Here is a 17,510-nt window from a genome sequence, read left to right as displayed (position 1 = left end):
ATTTAGGAGCTTTTTTGCATGAGAGGGTTTTAGCCAATCTCCTCTCAACAGATCAAGGCTCATAGCAGCTTATAGCGAGTACAGCTGACAATTTCGACCACCGCATCACAGCCATAGCGGCCATGGTAGGGGTCTTTGAGCTTCACCAGGTCTCCGCAGGTTAAGTCTTTGGGTTTAGAAGGCATAGGGCGATCTCCTCCTTCGTCATGATTACTGGGAAACCTGGGTGGCCTGGATCGATAGCTGGGCTATGTCCTCAATGCGTCTAGAGGCATTCAGAATCTCGACCCCAACGATGTTGCCATCCTTGTCGTAGTCAAGAATGACTCCTGGTTTATCCTCATCGCTTTCATCAATAGGGGCATCTGACCAACGGATTCTTAGAACGTCTACCTCAGAGTCATATTTGGCTTGCATGGCTATCTCCAGTACTTGTTGAGCTTGCTGGTTCTATAAACGGTAACAACTCTAGCGGGGGCAACAGAGGTGTTGATAAAGACCCGCAGTAGGTAGGTTTTGCCCTGTGTCCCCTCGAATCTGCTCTGGTAAATCATGAGTCCATCTTCCTCGAACTGCTGCTCTGGATCGGCCAAGACCATCTCAACTAACTGGAGCGGGATCTTGCGATCGCTCATTTCTTCAACAGCATGACGTGTCAGCTGATAGTCCATAACTACAGCTTCTCCACTTTCCATGCCGACTGTGCGCCATTCTTCCCAGCCCTGGTGAAGCGGAAGCCGTAACGCTCAAAGGTTGGCCCAGAGAGCGAGGAGAGGCCAAGGATTTCAGCAAGTTCACTGGTGCTGGGTCGCCAGTCGTTGTCTGCGATCGCCTGAAGTTGTTCAAAGTGAGAGAGCGGGTTAGCTGGGGGTGCAGCTGCGGGCTGCTGGTGAGCAATCATCGCCATCAAGGCCTGCATCATCTCCAACTGTCCGGCTGTCCCGTGGGACTGTTCTACAACCCCTTGGGGAATGTGAACCATGCCCTGCTGGTGAGGACGGTCGCCCAGGATGAGCAGCACCGCCGAATCGAGGGAGTAGTCCTGCTGTAGCAGCTGGTGGAGTTGGTCGAGTAGATCCAGGTGGTCTTTATTGACGTAGGCTTTCTGCTTGCGTTTGATGGTTTCGATGCCCAGGGCTTTGATGCGGTTGTAGACCTGGGAGCGGGCCACCCCATAGCGGTCGGGCAGGCTTTGAACCGGCAGTTCATCGACGAGAACGCTTTCAAACTGAGACATGGTGGTTGTCCACTGGACTGTCTCGACACCATAGCCACAGCAGCAGGTTTTGTGAACTCCAGAACAGTTCAGTGGACTAGCTGAAATCCTTGAGGTCAGGCGACTACAGGCTGTGACGCTTGTTGGGGAATCTGGTCCCCGCCTGTCCTAGTTAATCTAGGGCGGATGTAGGGGTTTGTTAACCCCAGAACACCTCTGATGCAGTACAATTGCACTATAGAAACACGCCCACACCAGCCCTCTGAACTAAGTTCTGGGGCTTTTTTGTGAGCCATGGCTCAAAAATCCTGGGTTTGGTGATCCCAGCTACGCGGTGGAATTGTGGCAGTCCTTATAGTTCTCGGTGGTGTGATCGAGTCTACAAGTTATGAGTCGTTTCATTTTGGCGTTTGCTTCAAGTCTGGGTCTGTGGGCTACATTTGCCACCGGAGGTAATGCCCAAGAAGAGTTCCCGGTTTCTCCCAATGGCGTTAGAACGCTCGCGCCAGAGAGGGCCATCACCCCAACTGGCACCTGGAACCTGGGCACTCGGGCTGGGGATTTTGTCTTTGTCGCTGGGATGCGCGGCATTGACCCAGCCACCAATACGCTGGTGCCCGACGAGGAAGGGCGCATTAGACAAGCCTTTCTGAATATGCAGCTGATTGCGGAGTCTGAGGGGGCCAGCCTACAAGATGCTGTGCGAATCGTGGTCTATGTGACGGATATGTACCGCTACCGTCCCATTGCCAACAAAATTCAGGCTGAGCTCTGGGGAGATGGCCCCTACCCACCCCGCACCATCATCGAAGTGGATCGACTGAACCAGGATGACATCTTTGAGGTGGAGGGGACGTTCTACGCCCCGGTGAACTAGCCAATTGCCCACATCCCTTAAATCTCCCTACCCGCCCCCAGGAACGTTTCTGGGGGTTTTATTTTGCTTCGAGGCTTTCCACTCCTGAACCGCTTTTTCAATGGCTTTCGCAGCGATGTAAGCCATCGAGCGATCCTCCTCCTGAGCCATGGTGGCTAGGTCTTCTTTTAGTTCTGGCTCTAGGTAGACCGAGAGCGCTTCTTTGGTGGTGGGCATAGGGGCTGTTCTGGGGATAGCCATCATCCTAAATCCTTGAAAGTAAAGTCAGGGAATGAAAAGTACATTACTGTACTTTACTGTTTCAGTACAGCCGTGCTATCGAACAGAGAAGGCGCACACCTGGCGCACAGTTTTTGCGCAGTCAGCCGCACGGGGAACAAACACCCCAAGCGCAGGGCCGATGCAGCAACCCGCACAGGTGAAAATGCTTTGATTTCAAGGGTTTTATCACTTTCCCAAAGGAGAATGCACGGATGGAAAACGCACCCAAGTACGCACCACTGCACATTGAGGAGGTAACAGATACTGTGCAACCGCACACCCCTGCACAGGGCGATCGCACACCAGGGCGCACAGGCAGCAACCTCTACAGCGCTAAACAGATTGCCGAGCGCTACTCCGATATTGGTGTGAAGGAGGTCACTATCAGAACTCGCTGGTACGTGTGGTTAGAGCGGGTAGCCCCAGAACCGCTATTGAAGAAGGGGCATTTGTATACCGACCTGGCAGCAGAACTCTTTGACGACTTTGCTCAGAAAGTGAAGCGTGAGGGCATGGACTCCAAAGCCTGGGTGGAGGATGCCAAGGCGCGGTTTTCCCATGAGTGGGGCAATGCTGGGGTAATCGACGGGGAGTTCATGCCCGATGAGGTGGGCAATGCCCTGGCGCTACTCCAGATCCAGGGCAGCAGTCTTCAGACTCAGCTTGCCGCAGAGATGGCTGACATCGAAGCCTTTGTGGAGCAGCTGGGCGAGGTCGAGGACGACTTCACCCAAGCCGAACTCGATATGTTCCGCGCCAAGGGGGCCATGCGTGGGGTGCGGCGCTTTAAGGTCGAAACCCAGGCCGAGTTGGGCACTTACAACCTGCTGAAGAAAAAGCGGATACAGGACACGGGTGAAGCCTAGAACCACCACAGACAAAGCATTTTCAACTTAGTGAGACAAGAACGATGAAATTTTTTGGTTGGCTCAAGCCTGAAGAAGAACCTGAAGACCAAAGCCTGGTTGAGATCAGCAACGATGCCGGTGATCACTGGGTTGCTAATATCCCAACCGCTGACGTTGATAAGACGACTAAAGCTCTGCGCGATGCGGGAGTGAATCGAGATAATGATGAGCAGTTGCTCAACACCTACCAGCCCAGCCGGATCGTGGACAGTCGGGATCCCAAGCAACATCGCTATCGCTCTGCGCCAGTGGTAGATCAGAGCGAAGACCTGGAGGACTCCCACGACCAGGAGGACGATACCAGTGACGAGGAGCGCTCTGAACAACCCGCTTCGCGTTTCCCGTGGTGGTAGTGGTCGATAAGAGTAGAATGTGGGAGTATTTCTGTACTCCCCTCCCGTCTTTACCTTGGAGGTCGCTATGACCTATTCACGCTTAAATCACCTAGAGAACCTGGCCGTCGAGTACGAGCATGACGATGCCTACGATTGCCTGGAAATTGAGCAGGGGGTGCTGGATGACATTGCCAGAACAAAGCTGATTCTCTGCGGTGACACTCAGGCAGGGGTGCTAGAAGACTGCTCCTACATCTCCGTTGATCCTGAGTACAAGGGGAGCCTATCGCTAGGGCAACGGCGGCTCTATGAGGTTCTGCTGTCCTTCCAGGAGGGAGCTATCTACACCGTCACCACCGTAGGCAAGCTGGCCCAGACAATGGGCTTAGAACATCCGATGGCCTGCGGGAAACGCCTGGAGAACTTGCAGTCCTTAGGGGCGATCGCTGGGCTGAAAATGATGTAGTCCTGGCAATTTAGCGTTCTGACCAGGTTGACCCCCGGATACGGGGGTTTTGTTTAGGAGCAGCATTATGAACCATTGGAAGGGTGCAGCAGCACTCACAGTTTCTGCTGCCCTGGTGATGGGGCCAGCAGTTTAGGTTAGGGCTAACCCGGCAGCGCCCCCGGCAGTGGTGGCCGTTGGGTTTGTACGTTCAGAGGTTGAGGTGAACTATGACGCATCTAATCAAGACTGTGATGGTCTATCCTCCTGGCCATATCCCCAGCGGCTGGGAAGCTCCAGAGGGCTATGTGCCAGAGGGCAGCATTGAGGACTACGACCTGGCCTTTGGTGAGGATGCCCCAGCGGTGGGCCAGCAGTTTGAAGCCTATGGCCATGGGTGGGCGATCGCGCGGGTACAGTCCTACGAACCTTTAGAGCCTGAGACAACTCTAGAGAGCTTCCACCTGGCGATCGGGCTCAGTGCCCAGCCGTGAGCCCTGGCACGATGGCAGCGGCCCTCTAATGGTGGTTCATGCTGCTGTTGGTGGAGAACTGATTGCGAACGAGTTTGGTGAGCCCCATTGGGAGCTGGTCGAGCGGGAGGAATGGATTGCGCCTGCTGAGGGCATGGCGATCGAGCGGTTGCAGCATTTTGAGGCGGAAGGAGAGCAATCGCCGGGGAACTATGGCCGGGTGGTAGTGGCCTGGTCTGTGAACACCGTCCTCAATCAGGTTGCATGAGCAAAATTGAAGTATTGGCTAGTAAGTTAACCCAAAGAATAGGCTCGTTTTTCCTATGCACTCTATCTTCAACTTCTATTTCAGAGGCTAGTTTCGGCAAAGCGTGATCAGGAATTAAGTTAAATTACTTAAAGAAGCTTTGCAGGCTGTATTGGAACCAAGCTCTTCAAGTTTTAGAGTGGTTTAATTAGGTATAAGCAACTAGTGGGACAGGGCATTGGCCACACCATAGAATCCCTTCAAGTATGAAGGGATAGTTGTTGTACTTAAAAGGGTGATTTCCATGGAAGCCACAGTAAAGAATGCTCCCGAGATTGTCGCCGCACTTGAAAATCTTGGTCGCGCAATAGAAGACTACAACAATTCATCTGATGGAGATAAGTTTTCGGTAGTCGTGACCGTCAAAACATTTTCTGAGAATTTTAGAACATTGACGCCTCCTATTCGGACCACTGCATGGGCAGGTGGACTTTATGGCGATTCAGCTAATCTAGGTGATTTGATGGATTGTGCCACCGATTCGGGCTTCAATGGCCCAGAAATTTTGGTCTGCCCTGCGGGAACCAATCCAGTTAAAATGGTTGGTAGTAACGGCAGAAGTTATATTGTCTGTGAGTAAGAGTTTGCCCCAGGCATTTAATTAAAGATCTGTTGGGAGGTGTATTGATTTGGCTGTAAAAGATGTTGAATCTGCTTCTCAAAAGGTCAAGGAATCAATTTTTAGAGGCTTCTTAGTTAACGCTCTGATTGACAAGTATGAATCAACAATAGAGCTTCTAAGTAAATTCGTTTGGCCTTTTTCAGTTGTCTTTCTCTCGATTTTCTTTTATTCAGATATAAGCGGTCTGATTGATAATCTTGCGTCAAATTTGTCAAGGACAAGCAAGATTAATATCGCTGGAGTAGAGATTGAGGTTTATGCAGATAGCTTTATTAGAGGTTCTGACTTTGAAGCTATGAATTTGATCAATGAGCTTGGGCGCGAAGATCTACTAGCTGTTCTGGAGTTGGGAGAAAGTAGTCTTCAGCTCAAGCCCGATCAAATAACTCCAGAGTATCAGAACATGATAGATAGATTGCTTCAGCACAACTTGATTGAAGTTGATAAGGAGGGAGTTTCGCTCATCGATCCATCGGAAACTGTGGTTGAAATTCAGATGACTGAACTTGGCTTACGGGTTCATCGAGAACTTCAGAGCACCCTACTAGCCTTTATCAAAGGGCTACCGACTGACTGAAGAAAGTTGTGGATCCACCCCAAGCCGCCGCCTGAGCTGCCCCCGGTTTCATTTTTGACAAAGCCCCCGGCATCGCTGGGGGCTTTTGGTAGGGTAGCCATAGAGCGCCGCGACCAAACATCTTCTCTATCTGCGGGGGGTTGAATAGCCTCACGACAGGTGAGGAGTATGTAGAGATGCTGGGTATTAATTATCACTGCGGGTGCTGAGCGATGGCCAAACGAAAGCATAGGAAGACGTTTCCCTGTGGCCACACAGGCCACGGCAAAGAGTGTGTCCGCTGTCGGCAGGAGGCCCAGGAGGCCGCGAGACTGGCCCAGGAGGCGGCAGAACTATAGCAACGGCGGAACGAGTGGCTGGCCAGCTTTGAGCGGAATGTGGTGGACCTCAGAGGGCTACCTGTCCATGTGGTGAACAAGTCGCGGCATATCCTGGGAGAGCTGGAGAGGGCCAGACACTTTCAAAAGCTCAGCGGTAAGCGGATGCATTTTGATAAATCGGTGGTTCGCATTCCGGTGGGCCTCCGCTATCGGATGCTTTGCCGAGAAGAGAAAGGCTGTATCACTCCCCTAATGGTTCTCTCCCCCGAAGACTACAACGCCTACGCTAATAACAAGCGGCAGGTGAGTTGATAGCTGAATAGTTGATGTCGATAGAGTGCAAAATGCCCCAGATTCTGACGGCAGAATCCAGGGCATTTATTAATGTGATTCAAACGAAATTTTGAAGTGGAATATTCCGTTTACGACACTCAACCGCTGATCAGAGGGAATTCCTCACATTGGTAGTGCTATTTAGAGATGCTTCAATACAGCCTTTTGAGGTCGTTGACCCACTGGGTATCTGTCGCAGTGCTCTCTAAGCTTTAGGGGAGGAAATATCAACAGCTAAGTGGAGTACCGTTGATTTTGATAAGATAAATTCAGACGTTAACGAGATAAAAACCTCCTGTTTAACGGGACTGAACCTTTGACATCGAGGGAAGTTTTCTTCGCCTCTTGTTATTAGAATACTCCTGATAGAAAAGGATTTATCCAGTTGATACCAAAGTTTATCTTTCGGTTAACTACTACTCTCTTCGGCTATTGGACAAGCTGATGTATCAACTCTGTAGGGATCCGGGCAATCTACGAACATAGGTCTGTGGTGCAGAATGAAAGACACACAATCGATTACGCCTACTACGGTTCGGCCTCTGCGGGTATTGGGGGCGATCGCCGTTGGTGCTGTCCTGATCGGGGTTGCTTGCTTCCTTGTAGTCGAGGGTGGCTACCGCTATCAACTCTGGCGGGCTGGTGGTGTTTGGTGCGCAACGCTAGAGCCAGACGGTACGATCAATAGGTCTTTTGGGGCTGAGAACTGCGGGTACTGATGAAGCTTGACTGCTGCGATCTCTGTGAAAATTGCGCCCATAGCCCCTACCTGGTCTGTGCTGATCATCCTGGTGGCGTTGAGGGGGATAGGTGCTCAGACTTCAGATTGGCCACCAGGGCGGTGACTGTTCCCGATGATCCGTTGGCTTGGTACGACGACCAATGGCAGCCAGAGGGGGCCAGCTACTACGATGGTGAGCTGATTTTAGACCCAGTGCAACGGTTAGTTCGGGAGCAGCAGTTAGAGCTGCTGGATGTTCACCCGCTGTTTACTGGGCGGTGCCCCAACTGTGACATGCCTGTTCCCACAGCAACTGAGGGCCAGATCCACTGGGACTGTGGACATTGCGGTTGGGTAGATGATTCGGTATAGATGAATCGCGAATACGCCTACAAGTAAATATCCCCGCGACCCAAGCCAAATGGCTTACCCCTGTAGATCGCAACCAACGACACGGGCACCATAGGCCTTCAGGTTTTTTGTTTGTGTTCTGCTTTAGCTGCCTTGAGTTCTTTGCTCTTTGATTCGGCTGCTTGGTAAGCATTCACATAATCTTTTCCCCCTAGCATCACGTCACCGTAATACTCGTAGGGCGGAGCACCGTAAATCGGCAGCGGAGGATCCTCTGGGTAATCTTCCTGGGCCTCTGCAATAGAGGCTTTTAATGCCTTGATGCTCAAGCTTTGGGCAGGAAAGTAGTAGATTTCTTGCCGGGCATTATTTATATGCGGTAGCGTCGGGTCGATAATATCTTCACCCAGTTCAATCCAGGCGTGTTCGATAGGCTCATACTGCCCGTTATTCAAAACCACAAACCCTTGAACGTAGGTTGCTCCAGTCAGTGTCAGCACAGCTCGATGGGTGTTGTCAAAGGGAGCGCCTGCTTTGCTTTTGATTTGTTCAAAAATTTCGAGGGAAAGGGTTTCGTTCAGGGTCGGGGGCATTGGGCGTGGATTTTAGAGTCGCTACTGTAGATCGTAAGCATCTGCGCTGCGTATGTCTATTGCCGCTAGGCCGATGTCCAGGTCGTTCAATGAGTGCTAGCGCCAAAGGGCTCAGCTGTAGGGGTTTGGGGGTGCGATCGCACTTGGGATGCTAGGTAAGCCTGTTCAATCAATACATCTTTGGGTTTGTCGCTGACTGGCTATAAGCAGAATCCTCTCTGGGCGACCAACGCAGGGGACGCTATTGTACGCCTTAGAATCGGCGCAAGGGGTTCCCAAGCTGCGCCAGGCCGATGGAGAGGTGCTGCGCGGCTGTTCTTGGGCCTGCCTTGCCCTTGCGCCTACTCTCGGTAGCTGAATGCTCTATGCAGGCGTATAGAAAGCGCGTTGCGTTGGTGCTTTGTCATGCTTCCAGTTTCTTACGAGTTCGTTCAGGGTTTAGCTACTGAGTTCGGTGCGGTCGAGTGCTACTGGCGGGAGTCCGATAGGTCGTTTACCGGCTTCGTGGCTGAGGTGTGGTTCGCTGAGCTGCCGTCTGAGTTCTCCACTCGCTGGGCAGCGGTGGTGGGTTACTCCATCCTGGTGCGTGGGGTGTCCTCAGGGCCGGGGGCGTTTGCGGCTTCCATTCCCTGCACTGTTCCAGGTGGTCGGGTGTCTCTGGGGCCTGCTTCTCGTGGGTCACGGGTGCAGCTGCGGGGCTAGTTCTCAGGGGGGCTTCGGCTCCCCTTTTTTTGCATTGATTGAGGAAGGCGATCGCACTCTCTCCAGAACAACACCCTCGCTGGAGCAACACGGGCCGAGCTACCGCACCGCCCTTACTCGCCGCCAGCTTTTCTTCTAAGCCCCGCCCCATGCCCCGCCGAGGGGGCAGGCCATCCCACTTGCTCAACCTCTGCGATCGCCCCCAGCAAACACGCTCTAGGCCTGCACACCGCCTGCCCCCTCCGCGCCTGATTGGCCTATGGTGAGGTTATACCTCGACGAAATCCTATGGCTTCAATCCTTGCGTCCCTTTTAGCGATCGCGTTGTGGATCTTCCCAACTTCCTCAGCCTTTGCAATCGCAGCGCCTGCTCCTCAGTCTCTAGGGGCGATTCCTGTCTTATCAGGAATATTCGCAGGAAAGACACCTGAACTAGGGATTCAGGAGGGCAAGCTATTCCCCTGCCCATCAACGTCCAACTGTGTCGTGAGCCAGGGGGCTGACCAAGACCATGCAATTGCGCCGATTGCCTATACAGGCAGCAGAGAAGACGCTCGGGAGTTGCTAACTAAAGTGCTGGGAGTTGTGCCCCGGACTGAGATTGTAACGCAGCAGGAGAGTTACATCCGAGTGAAGTCCACCAGCCGACTTCTGGGGTTTATAGACGATACTGAATTTTACTTTCCAGAGAATGAGCCAGTCATCCACGTTCGAGCAGCAGCCCGATTGGGAGAATCCGATCTAGGCGTGAATAGACGACGGTTGGAGCAAATTCGCTTTGCATTGAATGACTTGGGTGTTTAGAAAGTCGTAGTCTGCGTTGGCAATGCCGATCTGAAAGAGCACCGCACTTTATCTCCCTCAGAACACACCCTCTCTGAAGGAACAAGGCCCGTGCTCTCGTACCGCCCTTACTCTTAGCCAATCTGCTCCATAAAGCCCCCACCCCAAGCTCAAGCAACCGTTCACGGCGTGCTATTCCACTGCGATCGCTAGGCCGGAATCCCGAGACAGTGCCCCACGTTAGGCGGCTTATGCTCTCCACAGCCAGCCGTCGGCATTATCCCTACAACAACCCGCGCCAGCCTCGCCTATTCCGGGCCTTTCCAGAGTGATCGGTAGGACTTCAATACCGTCTAAGGCCCTCCCTTGGTGCTGCGCTCCACTAGGGCACCAGGCTAGAGCTTGGGCTGGTGCCAAGGGAGTCGCTTAGGCCGCTGGCACTAGTAGCCCTCGCTCTGTATGAGGCGATCGCACCGGGGAAGAACGGCTGTAGTTTCGGCAGATTCAGCCATGTTTACACGTCAACAGCTCTCGCTTGTCTCCGGTGCCAAGGTTCCCCGCTCGTGGGCGTCTGTCCGGTTCTGGCGCTCCCTCGGGGCCGGGTGTTACTGTCTCTGGGGCATCCCAGTCAGCGGCAGCGCCCAGGCGATCGAGCGGCTTCAGGCCCAGGGTGCAGTTATCGAGCAGGCAGGCGAGTGCTCTACAGCGCCTGGCTACCGGTGGGTCACATTCCAGGCCAGCCCAGAGTTAGCAGCCAAGCTGGCTCTGTGGTTTCCGGCTCCCAGCGGTGCCACTCCTCTGCTGGTCACCGGCAAGGGCACTCTAGGCAAGCGTCGGGGTGCTCGCGTTCTGGTTCAGGCTGCGGTTTAGGTTTCTCCCGGCAGAGTCTACGGCCTCTGTCGGGTTTTTTTATGGTTCCAAATTTACTCCGGTAAGGAGTATAGGCCGTGACCCTCCGCAACCTGCGGGCCACCGCCTTGTTTTCCATAAGTAAACTCTCTATGGAGTGCGCCGCCAGGGGCAGCGCCTGGAAATTGGCTTGGAGTAGCCCAATCGTTTAGAAGTTGAGCAATCCGCCACATTCCTGGTGAAACCAGTCACGGGCGACAGTGAAATTACGATCGCTTTCCAGGTATATGCCTCCCATCAGCGCCTCGAACATCTCCCCAAGCATGTCACCCGCTAAGGCTTTGTCACCGATACCCTTGCCCAGCCTGCAAACGTTGAGATTGCTCAGCCCTACCTCCTTGGCGAAGGATACGGCCCCTCGTCTGCGCTCCTTAAAGGGCATCGCTTTTAATGTCAGCCTCCCCTGGTCTGCCTCTGAGAGGCGGTGGAAGAAGTAATCCGTGATAGCCGCATTCATGATGGCGTCACCAATGTGGGCCAGACGCTTAATCTCTCGCTGTAGTTTCTCCCTCTTAAGGGGTTCCTGACCGTAGCGCTCATTAATATAGCTGCCGTGGCAGACCGCTAACTTAATCAGCTCATGCCGCTGTAGAAGCGGCAGATTGAGCCGATTCTTTAGATACTCAACGTCAATATCGTCAATCATTTGAATTAAGCTCAGCCAGTAGAGACAGAAAGGAGCAAGCTTGAAAGCAAAGCTCACTTGGATTCCTGGCACACGAATTTATACAAAGAGAAGTTGACTGATTACGGATCGGCTTTCGTCATCGCATCTGGCAAACTCGCTCAAACTTCCCATCAGGCACTTTTCGTAGAACTAATCTCTCACCGAATACCGCACGCAGGGGGCTCTAGTGTAGCGGGGGGCGCAAGGCTGAAATTCACTACAGCAGCCCGATGGAACAAGGAGCTTCGCTTTTTTGTTGGGCTGCTTTGGCCTTGCCCTCCCCCGCTCTTAGCCCCGTTGTTGCGTGGGGTTTCTCCATCATGTACCAGTCTTACTACGACTTTGTTCAGCAAGTGGCTTACAACGACAATGTTGCTCTGTTTGGCCCATTACACGCCTGTCTCATGGCTTTTGAGATAGCTGACCATCTGGCCTTGGGGCAGCCGCTCAGGGCAGAGTACCAAGTGCTCTTGTCTAGCCGGGTTCGTCTCAGGCAGTAGTTTCTCGGGGGCTACGGCCCCTTTTTTTGCGTTCCTCCTATTCCTCATAGATCATCCTGTGGCCCATACCACCATCTATAACGATGTTCTGTCCAGTGATGAACCCTGCTTTATCCGACAGCAGGAAGTGGGCCATCTCGGCTATGTCCTGAACCTGGCCGACGCGCCCCACCGGGTGCTGTTCGTGGTCGATGGGGCTGAGGTTTGCTGCTTGGGGTGGATGTTTGTAAGCGCTCACGTCGATCCAGCCAGGGCTGATGCAGTTGACGCGGATGGCTGGGCCTAGGCTAACGGCAAGGGCATGGGTGAGAGCCACAATGCCTCCCTTAGAGGCTGCATAGGCTTCTGAGTGGGGCTCAGACTGAAGCGCTCGGGTAGAGGCAATGTTAACGATTCCCGCAGGGATCGCTTCGCGAATCGCGCCGTTAGTGGGCCGGAGGTGAGGCACGGCATACTTGGCCATTAAGAAGCAGCCAGTGAGATTAGTTTCAATCCAGCGGTTCCAGTCTGCCAGCGATAATTCCTCCACGGGGCCGCTATAGGGGTTAGCAATGCCAGCGTTGTTGACTAGGCCATTGATGTGGCCAAATTGGTCGATGGTGGCCTGGACATAGCGTTCTACGTCGCCCTCCTGGGAAACGTCACAGGGGACAAAGAGTAAAGAATCGTGGAACTGGGCCAGCATCTCCTGGGCGGCATGGCCTGCGGCTTCATTGATGTCGGCTATAGCGACTTGCCAGCCTTGATTGAGCAAATGCTTTGTGATGCCCAGGCCAATACCCTGCGCCCCTCCGGTAACTAGAGCAACGGGCTTCTGATCTCTTTGCTTCATAGGGTTCACGTCGATGGGTTGAGCACTTGATCAGCTTAGGGGGTAGATAGGAAAATCGCAGGAGGGCGATCGCATAGTCTGTACCTAGTTCTCATCAATTGGCCATGTCTCTCTATCTTCAAAACCTCAAAACCTTCTATGCGCAGCAGGCAGACTCGGCCCAGGCCAAGCCGATGAAGCAGTACATGAGGAATCAGTTTGACTTCTTGGGCATCAAATCTCCTGTTCAAAAAGTCCTCTTCAAGCAGTTCGTCGCCGAGCATGGTCTGCCTGACCTATCCCAGTTAGATGAGATTGTACGAGAACTCTGGAGGTGGCCTAAACGTGAGTATCAGTATCTGGCCCTCACCTTTCTGGGTAAATTTCAAAAGCACCTGACGCCTGACTGTTTGCCGTTGTTAGAGCACCTGATCACGACCAAGTCCTGGTGGGATACCGTGGACTCCATCGCGAGTCACAATGTGGGAAGACTGTTGAAGCAGTATCCGTCTAGTCGAGACAGTGTGATCAATCAGTGGCGTGTTCAGGATAATCTTTGGCTACGCCGAACCACGTTACTGTTCCAGCTTGGGTATAAAACAGAAACAGATGAGAGCCTGCTGTTTGCCCTGATAGAAGAGAACCAGGACTCCTCAGAGTTCTTTATCCAAAAGGCGATTGGGTGGGCATTGCGAGAATACTCTAAAACTGATCCTGGGGCGGTTCAATCCTTTGTCTCCAGAACAGCCTTGGCATCCCTCAGCAGGCGGGAAGCGTTGAAGTGGTTGAAAAACAAGGGAAAACTGTCATCCCTCTAAAGGTAGAGGATTTAACAGCGGGCTAGCATGATCTCGATTCATTTTGCTCTACTTCTCCACAAATCACCATTTCATAGAACCAGGCATCCTCTGTGTTGTTGGCCGTCTTGACTATAGAGATCGCGTCTTCCAGCGTAAATCGTGCCTACCCTACAACAACTCGCAAAGTGGTTAGGTTCGTAGACTGAATCGCAAAAAATTGGTTAGGGGTATATCTCACTAACTATTGACATCAGCTTTACGAGTTACTGAATCAATTGATAACTATAATGAGTGTAAGATAAACTTAATTGTCTCTACTCCTCCACTCAAATTGATAGTTAGAGTGAAAGGCCAAGGGAATCAAATGACCCTGGCGTAAGCTTTATGCCGGTCATCATGTTTTTTGATGTTTAACCCTACAGGTGGTTTGAATTATGGCGGTGAAAAGTAAGGAAGCTCTGACAGGCAAGGATCTTCTGGCCAAGGTCAAGGAGAATGATGGCCTCACTAAGCGGGAACTCGCCAAGGAATGTGGTTACTACACGGTGGGCAAAGAAGGGCAAACTCGTGTGAACCTGGCTGAATTTTATGATGCTCTACTGGCAGCAAAGGGCATTCAGCTTGAGCCTGAGAAGAGTACCGATGGTAGAGGCCGAGAAGCTTCGTATACCCTTACTGTTCATAAGAATGGTCAGATCGTGATTGGGGCAGCCTATACCCAAGAAATGGGCCTCAAGACTGGGGATGAGTTTCAGATTAAGCTGGGCTACAAGCATATTCACCTGAAGCAGATTGATGCCGATAGCACTGAAGATGCAGCGTGATAAGCGAGTGATGCGATCGCCGATTGAGTGAGCGGTCAAATTCAGCTTTTTTGCTGAGTCGATACTTGTTTTTACTGCCCACGGGCACTCTCTACATAGACATAGTTGATGCACTCTGAATTTGCCCTTGGCCTTTGTTGGCTAGGGGCATTTTTTTGCGCCCGGTTTTGATTGTCAAAGCGTTCAACTAGAGAAAGCCGTCTACAAGCTTCTGGCGTCAGAGGAAGATTCACCGTAGACCATGGCGATCGCTTCTGTCCTATGAGACTGTCTCGCTAAGGCATCCTCTCGACTGGCCCAGCCGTGACCTTGTTATTTCCTCCTGCAACCATCCTTGCTGGCCACCGCTGGCCCAGGGGAGCAGCGCCGCTTCCTCAGAGCCGTCAGCCGCGCCCTTGGACAGGCAAAACACTCTCGTTAGGCAATTTATGCCGTGCAGCCCAGGCCACCGCCGAAAAAGGCTATCACGGCAGCCCCATTGATCAAGGGCCGCTGCGCTCTCCACTTCGTTCCGCCCTTGACAACGGGGCCACACTGCCGAGAGTCCATAGTGGCCGGGTGGCTGGCCCCGCACGGCCCCGGTAGGGGTTCCTCTCGGGTTCTCCCCTCTGCCTCCGTCCGGTAGGGTGTGCCCCTCGTAGTGGTTCCGGTCGGCGGTGGTGGGGTGGCCCCACCCCGTGGCCTTTGGGGTGGGTGAGTTGCCGTTCCTCCCAGGCTTGCATCTGCTGCCGTTGCTCTGCTGCTGCTGCCCTTGCGCCCCTGGGCAGCTCTCACATTTACTCCGGTCGGTTTCCGCCTGGGTGGTGGCTGGCTTGGCTTGCCCTGCGCCGTCTTAGCTGGGGTTTCGCCCCCAGCGGGCACGTTTCCCGGTTTCCCCTTGTTTCTGGCTTGCGCTGTTGTTTCCCGGTTTCTGCCGTTTGTATAGCCCCTTCGCGTCTTACGGGCTGCTTTTGCCCCCTGCCTGTTCATATTATATCATTGCAGTGATATAATTGGGCGATATTATCTAGGTTATTTTGTGGCTCGTTCTGCTGTTGCTCTCCTGGCCGGGGTGTCTTGCCTGGGCTTCTCCGGTTCCCGCCGTCCCAGTGCGGCCTCACTATCGGCCTTGGGTTGGCTGGCTGGCCAGGTTACTCATGGGGTGTCTGTGGTCACAGGCTGCGCCCCCGGCATCGACCAGGCGGCGCGGCTTGCCTTTCCTGCGGCTCAGGTGTTCCAGGCTGCGGCCTTTGGGTCTGGTCGGGGTGCCTTTGCGGCTCGTTCTGTGGCCTGTGTGCGGGCTGTGGCTGCTGCTAGGGGGCTTTGGGTTGCCTTCCCTTCTGGCCCCTGTCCGGCTGGTCTGGTGCCCTCTGGCCGCTCTTCCCGCTGCTTCTGTGGCAAGGGTTCGGGCACCTGGGCTTCTCTGGCCTTTGCGGTGGGGTTGGGCCTGCCCTGCCTGGTGTTCCTGCCCCCTGGGGTGCTGCCTCCGGTGAGTTGGGGGTTGCGATCGCTTGAGGGCGGCTGGTTTCACATCGCACCGCCAGCAGTACAAGGGTCACTGCTTTAGTTCATTTGCTCTATCTCAGCATTTTTGCTGACTCAAATATATCATTGTGATGATATAGTAAGGCTATGAGTTCAAGCGTACTATATGCTCACAGCCTGTAACATCCTCTATTCCGCCGCCGCCGCCCGTCGCTTGCTGGGCCTCAAGTCGTCGGCCCCCGTCGAGATTAAAGATTTTCAGAAAGTCATTTGGGTGCATGTCAAAGGGCAGCGCCCCACCTTCATCAGCAAGGCCAAATTTAAGGCCCACTTTGCAGACTGGCGCAAGGCCCAGGCCCGCAGCCTGAAGGTGACAGAGCGCCTAGACATCACCAACCACTACACCGTTCGCAATCTGACCAAAGATACCGCCTATGTGGTCGAGAAGCGGGCTGATGGGGTGTTTTGCACCTGCGACGACTTAAACAACCAGCTTGAGTTTTTTGGGCGGGGTTGTTGCAAACACGGCTATGCAGTCTTGGCCCACCTGGGCTTTGGGTCTCTACACGATTACATCCAGGCCCAAAAAGTTATCCCATTCCCGGTAGCAGCCGAAGCACCCGCCGCCTACGCCGCTTAATTTGCCGCCCTGGGCATGGCGTTAAACGGCTCCCTGTGACCAACCACACAGGCTATATACCCAGAACAAAAAGGACGATTTACCATGACTACTTGGCACCGTGGCACCGCTAAACAAATTATCCCCGGCTCCACTGTTGAGCAACAGTTGCAGGCCGCTGGACTGGACTGGGAAGTTAAGCTATCTCCTGTTTTCTATGGCCCAGAAGGGCAGCATAAAGCCCCTGTCTTTGCGGCTTATCGTGGCGACAATAATACTTTTTTTGACATCTACACAAAGCGCCAACCCTGGCAAAATGCCCAGATTGTAGAAACCTTCAATCGCTTTTGTGATGATGCCAATTTGCCCATGACCCACCTGGGCAGTCTGGACGGTGGCCGGATGCTGTACGCCGCCGCCAAGATGCCCGAGCGAATCGCACCGGCTCAGGCGGTGGGCGACCTGACCGAAGGGTATCTGCTGCTTGAGGATTCGCACCTCAACGGCAAAGGGTTAAGCGTCAGCATCTACGCCAACCGCCTGATTTGCACCAACGGCATGAAGATTCCGGTTAGGGCTGGGCAGCGGATCATCGCCCACGTTGGCAGCTTTAACCCTGGCCGAATCGAAACCATTTTGGAATCTGCCCGCGCCACACTGCACGAAGAGAAAGAAACGATGACCAACCTAGCGGCGGTCGGCATCGACAAGGCCGAGGCAACCATGCAGTTAATCGCCGCGTTTGGTGAACCTGGCCAGCCCGTTGAAGAACAGCCCCGCATCGTTCAAACCTGCCTGAAGCTTTTCAACGGCATGGGCAAAGGCTCAAGTGAGCTATCGGCCTACAACACCGCCTACGGTCTGCTACATAGCGTGACTGAGTATTACAACCACCACGCTGTTAAGCGTGGCACTGTGGCCCAGCAGTTTCAATCCATTCTCAGCGGCAACCGGGCTAAGCAAATGCAGCGATTTGAGCGCCAGATGGTTAGTTGCTATCTGCGATAAACCTCCGCCCTGGGCATGGCGTTAAAAGGCTCAGTTCGGCCCCCTGCCTCTCCAACCACAGATCGACAGGGGGTGTAATCCCCA

At 53.5% G+C, this 17,510-nt stretch carries 27 protein-coding genes; 19 read left to right on the top strand and 8 right to left on the bottom strand.

The annotated features are described in order from the left end of the window. Window positions 1-59: 59 nt before the first annotated feature. The 4 genes from AC0QKW_RS16140 to AC0QKW_RS16125 are packed head-to-tail and all read right to left on the bottom strand — an operon-like array spanning window position 60 to window position 1,237. The gene (locus tag AC0QKW_RS16140; protein WP_473152109.1) at window positions 60-185 is read right to left on the bottom strand and encodes a hypothetical protein; all 126 of its coding nucleotides are present in this window, start codon (window positions 183-185) and stop codon (window positions 60-62) included. Window positions 186-210: 25 nt separating this feature from the next. Further along, window positions 211-417, bottom strand: coding sequence for a DUF2283 domain-containing protein (locus AC0QKW_RS16135; protein ID WP_473152108.1), 207 nt, complete (start codon window positions 415-417; stop codon window positions 211-213). Window positions 418-419: 2 nt separating this feature from the next. Further along, window positions 420-671 carry a DUF4258 domain-containing protein gene (locus tag AC0QKW_RS16130; protein WP_473152107.1) on the bottom strand — a complete coding sequence of 84 codons (252 nt, stop codon included), beginning with the start codon at window positions 669-671 and terminating at the stop codon, window positions 420-422. A 2-nt stretch (window positions 672-673) separates the two neighbouring features. Further along, window positions 674-1,237 (bottom strand): hypothetical protein, encoded by a 564-nt coding sequence (locus tag AC0QKW_RS16125; RefSeq protein WP_473152106.1) that lies wholly within the window; start codon window positions 1,235-1,237, stop codon window positions 674-676. Window positions 1,238-1,604: 367 nt separating this feature from the next. Here AC0QKW_RS16125 and AC0QKW_RS16120 point away from each other — a divergent pair, with 367 nt between their 5' ends. After that, window positions 1,605-2,093, top strand: coding sequence for a RidA family protein (locus tag AC0QKW_RS16120; RefSeq protein WP_473152105.1), 489 nt, complete (start codon window positions 1,605-1,607; stop codon window positions 2,091-2,093). 27 nt (window positions 2,094-2,120) lie between these two features. Here AC0QKW_RS16120 and AC0QKW_RS16115 read toward each other — a convergent pair whose 3' ends face one another. Next, the gene (locus AC0QKW_RS16115; RefSeq protein ID WP_473152104.1) at window positions 2,121-2,309 is read right to left on the bottom strand and encodes a ribbon-helix-helix domain-containing protein; all 189 of its coding nucleotides are present in this window, start codon (window positions 2,307-2,309) and stop codon (window positions 2,121-2,123) included. A gap of 257 nt (window positions 2,310-2,566) precedes the next feature. On the opposite strand from AC0QKW_RS16115, the gene AC0QKW_RS16110 reads away from it, so the two are divergent. The 10 genes from AC0QKW_RS16110 to AC0QKW_RS16065 all read left to right on the top strand — a co-directional run bounded on the left by AC0QKW_RS16110 (window position 2,567) and on the right by AC0QKW_RS16065 (window position 7,767). Next, window positions 2,567-3,220 (top strand): hypothetical protein, encoded by a 654-nt coding sequence (locus tag AC0QKW_RS16110; protein ID WP_473152103.1) that lies wholly within the window; start codon window positions 2,567-2,569, stop codon window positions 3,218-3,220. A gap of 44 nt (window positions 3,221-3,264) precedes the next feature. After that, window positions 3,265-3,615, top strand: a complete 351-nt coding sequence (locus AC0QKW_RS16105) for a hypothetical protein (RefSeq protein WP_473152102.1) — start codon at window positions 3,265-3,267, stop codon at window positions 3,613-3,615. A gap of 67 nt (window positions 3,616-3,682) precedes the next feature. Next, window positions 3,683-4,063: a hypothetical protein gene (locus tag AC0QKW_RS16100; protein WP_473152101.1), complete on the top strand. Its 381-nt coding sequence runs from the start codon at window positions 3,683-3,685 to the stop codon at window positions 4,061-4,063. A 209-nt stretch (window positions 4,064-4,272) separates the two neighbouring features. Further along, window positions 4,273-4,536 (top strand): hypothetical protein, encoded by a 264-nt coding sequence (locus AC0QKW_RS16095; protein ID WP_473152100.1) that lies wholly within the window; start codon window positions 4,273-4,275, stop codon window positions 4,534-4,536. 28 nt (window positions 4,537-4,564) lie between these two features. After that, window positions 4,565-4,783, top strand: coding sequence for a hypothetical protein (locus tag AC0QKW_RS16090; protein WP_473152099.1), 219 nt, complete (start codon window positions 4,565-4,567; stop codon window positions 4,781-4,783). A 283-nt stretch (window positions 4,784-5,066) separates the two neighbouring features. Continuing rightward, complete coding sequence (locus AC0QKW_RS16085; RefSeq protein ID WP_473152098.1) at window positions 5,067-5,402, top strand: hypothetical protein; 336 nt, start codon at window positions 5,067-5,069, stop codon at window positions 5,400-5,402. Window positions 5,403-5,451: 49 nt separating this feature from the next. Next, entirely contained in the window at window positions 5,452-6,021 is a 570-nt protein-coding gene (locus AC0QKW_RS16080) for a hypothetical protein (RefSeq protein WP_473152097.1), read from the top strand. Window positions 6,022-6,233: 212 nt separating this feature from the next. Next, a complete protein-coding gene (locus AC0QKW_RS16075) occupies window positions 6,234-6,359 on the top strand; it encodes a DUF7682 family zinc-binding protein (RefSeq protein ID WP_473152096.1) in 126 nt (41 codons plus the stop codon). A 39-nt stretch (window positions 6,360-6,398) separates the two neighbouring features. Then, on the top strand, window positions 6,399-6,653 hold the full coding sequence (locus AC0QKW_RS16070; protein ID WP_473152095.1) for a ParE family toxin-like protein: 255 nt from the start codon (window positions 6,399-6,401) through the stop codon (window positions 6,651-6,653). A gap of 862 nt (window positions 6,654-7,515) precedes the next feature. Next, entirely contained in the window at window positions 7,516-7,767 is a 252-nt protein-coding gene (locus tag AC0QKW_RS16065; RefSeq protein WP_473152094.1) for a hypothetical protein, read from the top strand. 98 nt (window positions 7,768-7,865) lie between these two features. Here AC0QKW_RS16065 and AC0QKW_RS16060 read toward each other — a convergent pair whose 3' ends face one another. Next, window positions 7,866-8,339, bottom strand: a complete 474-nt coding sequence (locus tag AC0QKW_RS16060; RefSeq protein ID WP_473152093.1) for a hypothetical protein — start codon at window positions 8,337-8,339, stop codon at window positions 7,866-7,868. Between the two features lie 405 nt (window positions 8,340-8,744). Here AC0QKW_RS16060 and AC0QKW_RS16055 point away from each other — a divergent pair, with 405 nt between their 5' ends. The 3 genes from AC0QKW_RS16055 to AC0QKW_RS16045 all read left to right on the top strand — a co-directional run bounded on the left by AC0QKW_RS16055 (window position 8,745) and on the right by AC0QKW_RS16045 (window position 10,694). Then, window positions 8,745-9,041, top strand: a complete 297-nt coding sequence (locus tag AC0QKW_RS16055) for a hypothetical protein (protein ID WP_473152092.1) — start codon at window positions 8,745-8,747, stop codon at window positions 9,039-9,041. A gap of 288 nt (window positions 9,042-9,329) precedes the next feature. Continuing rightward, window positions 9,330-9,845 (top strand): DUF1499 domain-containing protein, encoded by a 516-nt coding sequence (locus tag AC0QKW_RS16050; RefSeq protein ID WP_473152091.1) that lies wholly within the window; start codon window positions 9,330-9,332, stop codon window positions 9,843-9,845. A 489-nt stretch (window positions 9,846-10,334) separates the two neighbouring features. Continuing rightward, complete coding sequence (locus AC0QKW_RS16045) at window positions 10,335-10,694, top strand: hypothetical protein (protein ID WP_473152090.1); 360 nt, start codon at window positions 10,335-10,337, stop codon at window positions 10,692-10,694. 187 nt (window positions 10,695-10,881) lie between these two features. Here AC0QKW_RS16045 and AC0QKW_RS16040 read toward each other — a convergent pair whose 3' ends face one another. Further along, window positions 10,882-11,379 (bottom strand): ribonuclease III domain-containing protein, encoded by a 498-nt coding sequence (locus tag AC0QKW_RS16040; protein ID WP_473152089.1) that lies wholly within the window; start codon window positions 11,377-11,379, stop codon window positions 10,882-10,884. Window positions 11,380-11,937: 558 nt separating this feature from the next. Continuing rightward, window positions 11,938-12,732 (bottom strand): SDR family oxidoreductase, encoded by a 795-nt coding sequence (locus AC0QKW_RS16035; protein WP_473152088.1) that lies wholly within the window; start codon window positions 12,730-12,732, stop codon window positions 11,938-11,940. Window positions 12,733-12,836: 104 nt separating this feature from the next. Between AC0QKW_RS16035 and AC0QKW_RS16030 the strand changes: the two genes are divergently transcribed. The 5 genes from AC0QKW_RS16030 (at window position 12,837) to AC0QKW_RS16010 (ending at window position 17,426) form a co-directional block, all read left to right on the top strand. Beyond that, entirely contained in the window at window positions 12,837-13,529 is a 693-nt protein-coding gene (locus tag AC0QKW_RS16030; RefSeq protein ID WP_473152087.1) for a DNA alkylation repair protein, read from the top strand. 416 nt (window positions 13,530-13,945) lie between these two features. Continuing rightward, on the top strand, window positions 13,946-14,335 hold the full coding sequence (locus tag AC0QKW_RS16025; RefSeq protein WP_473152086.1) for an AbrB family transcriptional regulator: 390 nt from the start codon (window positions 13,946-13,948) through the stop codon (window positions 14,333-14,335). A 1,018-nt stretch (window positions 14,336-15,353) separates the two neighbouring features. Next, window positions 15,354-15,881: a hypothetical protein gene (locus AC0QKW_RS16020; RefSeq protein WP_473152085.1), complete on the top strand. Its 528-nt coding sequence runs from the start codon at window positions 15,354-15,356 to the stop codon at window positions 15,879-15,881. Window positions 15,882-15,965: 84 nt separating this feature from the next. Continuing rightward, window positions 15,966-16,439 (top strand): hypothetical protein, encoded by a 474-nt coding sequence (locus AC0QKW_RS16015; RefSeq protein ID WP_473152084.1) that lies wholly within the window; start codon window positions 15,966-15,968, stop codon window positions 16,437-16,439. Between the two features lie 84 nt (window positions 16,440-16,523). Then, window positions 16,524-17,426, top strand: coding sequence for a DUF932 domain-containing protein (locus AC0QKW_RS16010; RefSeq protein WP_473152083.1), 903 nt, complete (start codon window positions 16,524-16,526; stop codon window positions 17,424-17,426). Window positions 17,427-17,510 lie beyond the last annotated feature (84 nt).

The organism is Pseudanabaena sp. PCC 9330 (assembly GCF_055795045.1).
This window is presented reverse-complemented; position numbering and strand designations above follow the sequence as displayed.

Coding starts and splice junctions, on each gene's coding strand:
- AC0QKW_RS16050 (WP_473152091.1), top strand. CDS start 9,330: ATGGCTTCAATCCTTGCGTCCCTTTTAGCGATCGCGTTGTGGATCTTC.
- AC0QKW_RS16010 (WP_473152083.1), top strand. CDS start 16,524: ATGACTACTTGGCACCGTGGCACCGCTAAACAAATTATCCCCGGCTCC.
- AC0QKW_RS16025 (WP_473152086.1), top strand. CDS start 13,946: ATGGCGGTGAAAAGTAAGGAAGCTCTGACAGGCAAGGATCTTCTGGCC.
- AC0QKW_RS16075 (WP_473152096.1), top strand. CDS start 6,234: ATGGCCAAACGAAAGCATAGGAAGACGTTTCCCTGTGGCCACACAGGC.
- AC0QKW_RS16040 (WP_473152089.1), bottom strand. CDS start 11,379: ATGATTGACGATATTGACGTTGAGTATCTAAAGAATCGGCTCAATCTG.
- AC0QKW_RS16110 (WP_473152103.1), top strand. CDS start 2,567: ATGGAAAACGCACCCAAGTACGCACCACTGCACATTGAGGAGGTAACA.
- AC0QKW_RS16135 (WP_473152108.1), bottom strand. CDS start 417: ATGCAAGCCAAATATGACTCTGAGGTAGACGTTCTAAGAATCCGTTGG.
- AC0QKW_RS16115 (WP_473152104.1), bottom strand. CDS start 2,309: ATGCCCACCACCAAAGAAGCGCTCTCGGTCTACCTAGAGCCAGAACTA.
- AC0QKW_RS16120 (WP_473152105.1), top strand. CDS start 1,605: ATGAGTCGTTTCATTTTGGCGTTTGCTTCAAGTCTGGGTCTGTGGGCT.
- AC0QKW_RS16090 (WP_473152099.1), top strand. CDS start 4,565: ATGGTGGTTCATGCTGCTGTTGGTGGAGAACTGATTGCGAACGAGTTT.
- AC0QKW_RS16140 (WP_473152109.1), bottom strand. CDS start 185: ATGCCTTCTAAACCCAAAGACTTAACCTGCGGAGACCTGGTGAAGCTC.
- AC0QKW_RS16015 (WP_473152084.1), top strand. CDS start 15,966: ATGCTCACAGCCTGTAACATCCTCTATTCCGCCGCCGCCGCCCGTCGC.
- AC0QKW_RS16060 (WP_473152093.1), bottom strand. CDS start 8,339: ATGCCCCCGACCCTGAACGAAACCCTTTCCCTCGAAATTTTTGAACAA.
- AC0QKW_RS16125 (WP_473152106.1), bottom strand. CDS start 1,237: ATGTCTCAGTTTGAAAGCGTTCTCGTCGATGAACTGCCGGTTCAAAGC.
- AC0QKW_RS16035 (WP_473152088.1), bottom strand. CDS start 12,732: ATGAAGCAAAGAGATCAGAAGCCCGTTGCTCTAGTTACCGGAGGGGCG.
- AC0QKW_RS16030 (WP_473152087.1), top strand. CDS start 12,837: ATGTCTCTCTATCTTCAAAACCTCAAAACCTTCTATGCGCAGCAGGCA.
- AC0QKW_RS16100 (WP_473152101.1), top strand. CDS start 3,683: ATGACCTATTCACGCTTAAATCACCTAGAGAACCTGGCCGTCGAGTAC.
- AC0QKW_RS16055 (WP_473152092.1), top strand. CDS start 8,745: ATGCTTCCAGTTTCTTACGAGTTCGTTCAGGGTTTAGCTACTGAGTTC.
- AC0QKW_RS16095 (WP_473152100.1), top strand. CDS start 4,273: ATGACGCATCTAATCAAGACTGTGATGGTCTATCCTCCTGGCCATATC.
- AC0QKW_RS16085 (WP_473152098.1), top strand. CDS start 5,067: ATGGAAGCCACAGTAAAGAATGCTCCCGAGATTGTCGCCGCACTTGAA.
- AC0QKW_RS16105 (WP_473152102.1), top strand. CDS start 3,265: ATGAAATTTTTTGGTTGGCTCAAGCCTGAAGAAGAACCTGAAGACCAA.
- AC0QKW_RS16130 (WP_473152107.1), bottom strand. CDS start 671: ATGGACTATCAGCTGACACGTCATGCTGTTGAAGAAATGAGCGATCGC.
- AC0QKW_RS16045 (WP_473152090.1), top strand. CDS start 10,335: ATGTTTACACGTCAACAGCTCTCGCTTGTCTCCGGTGCCAAGGTTCCC.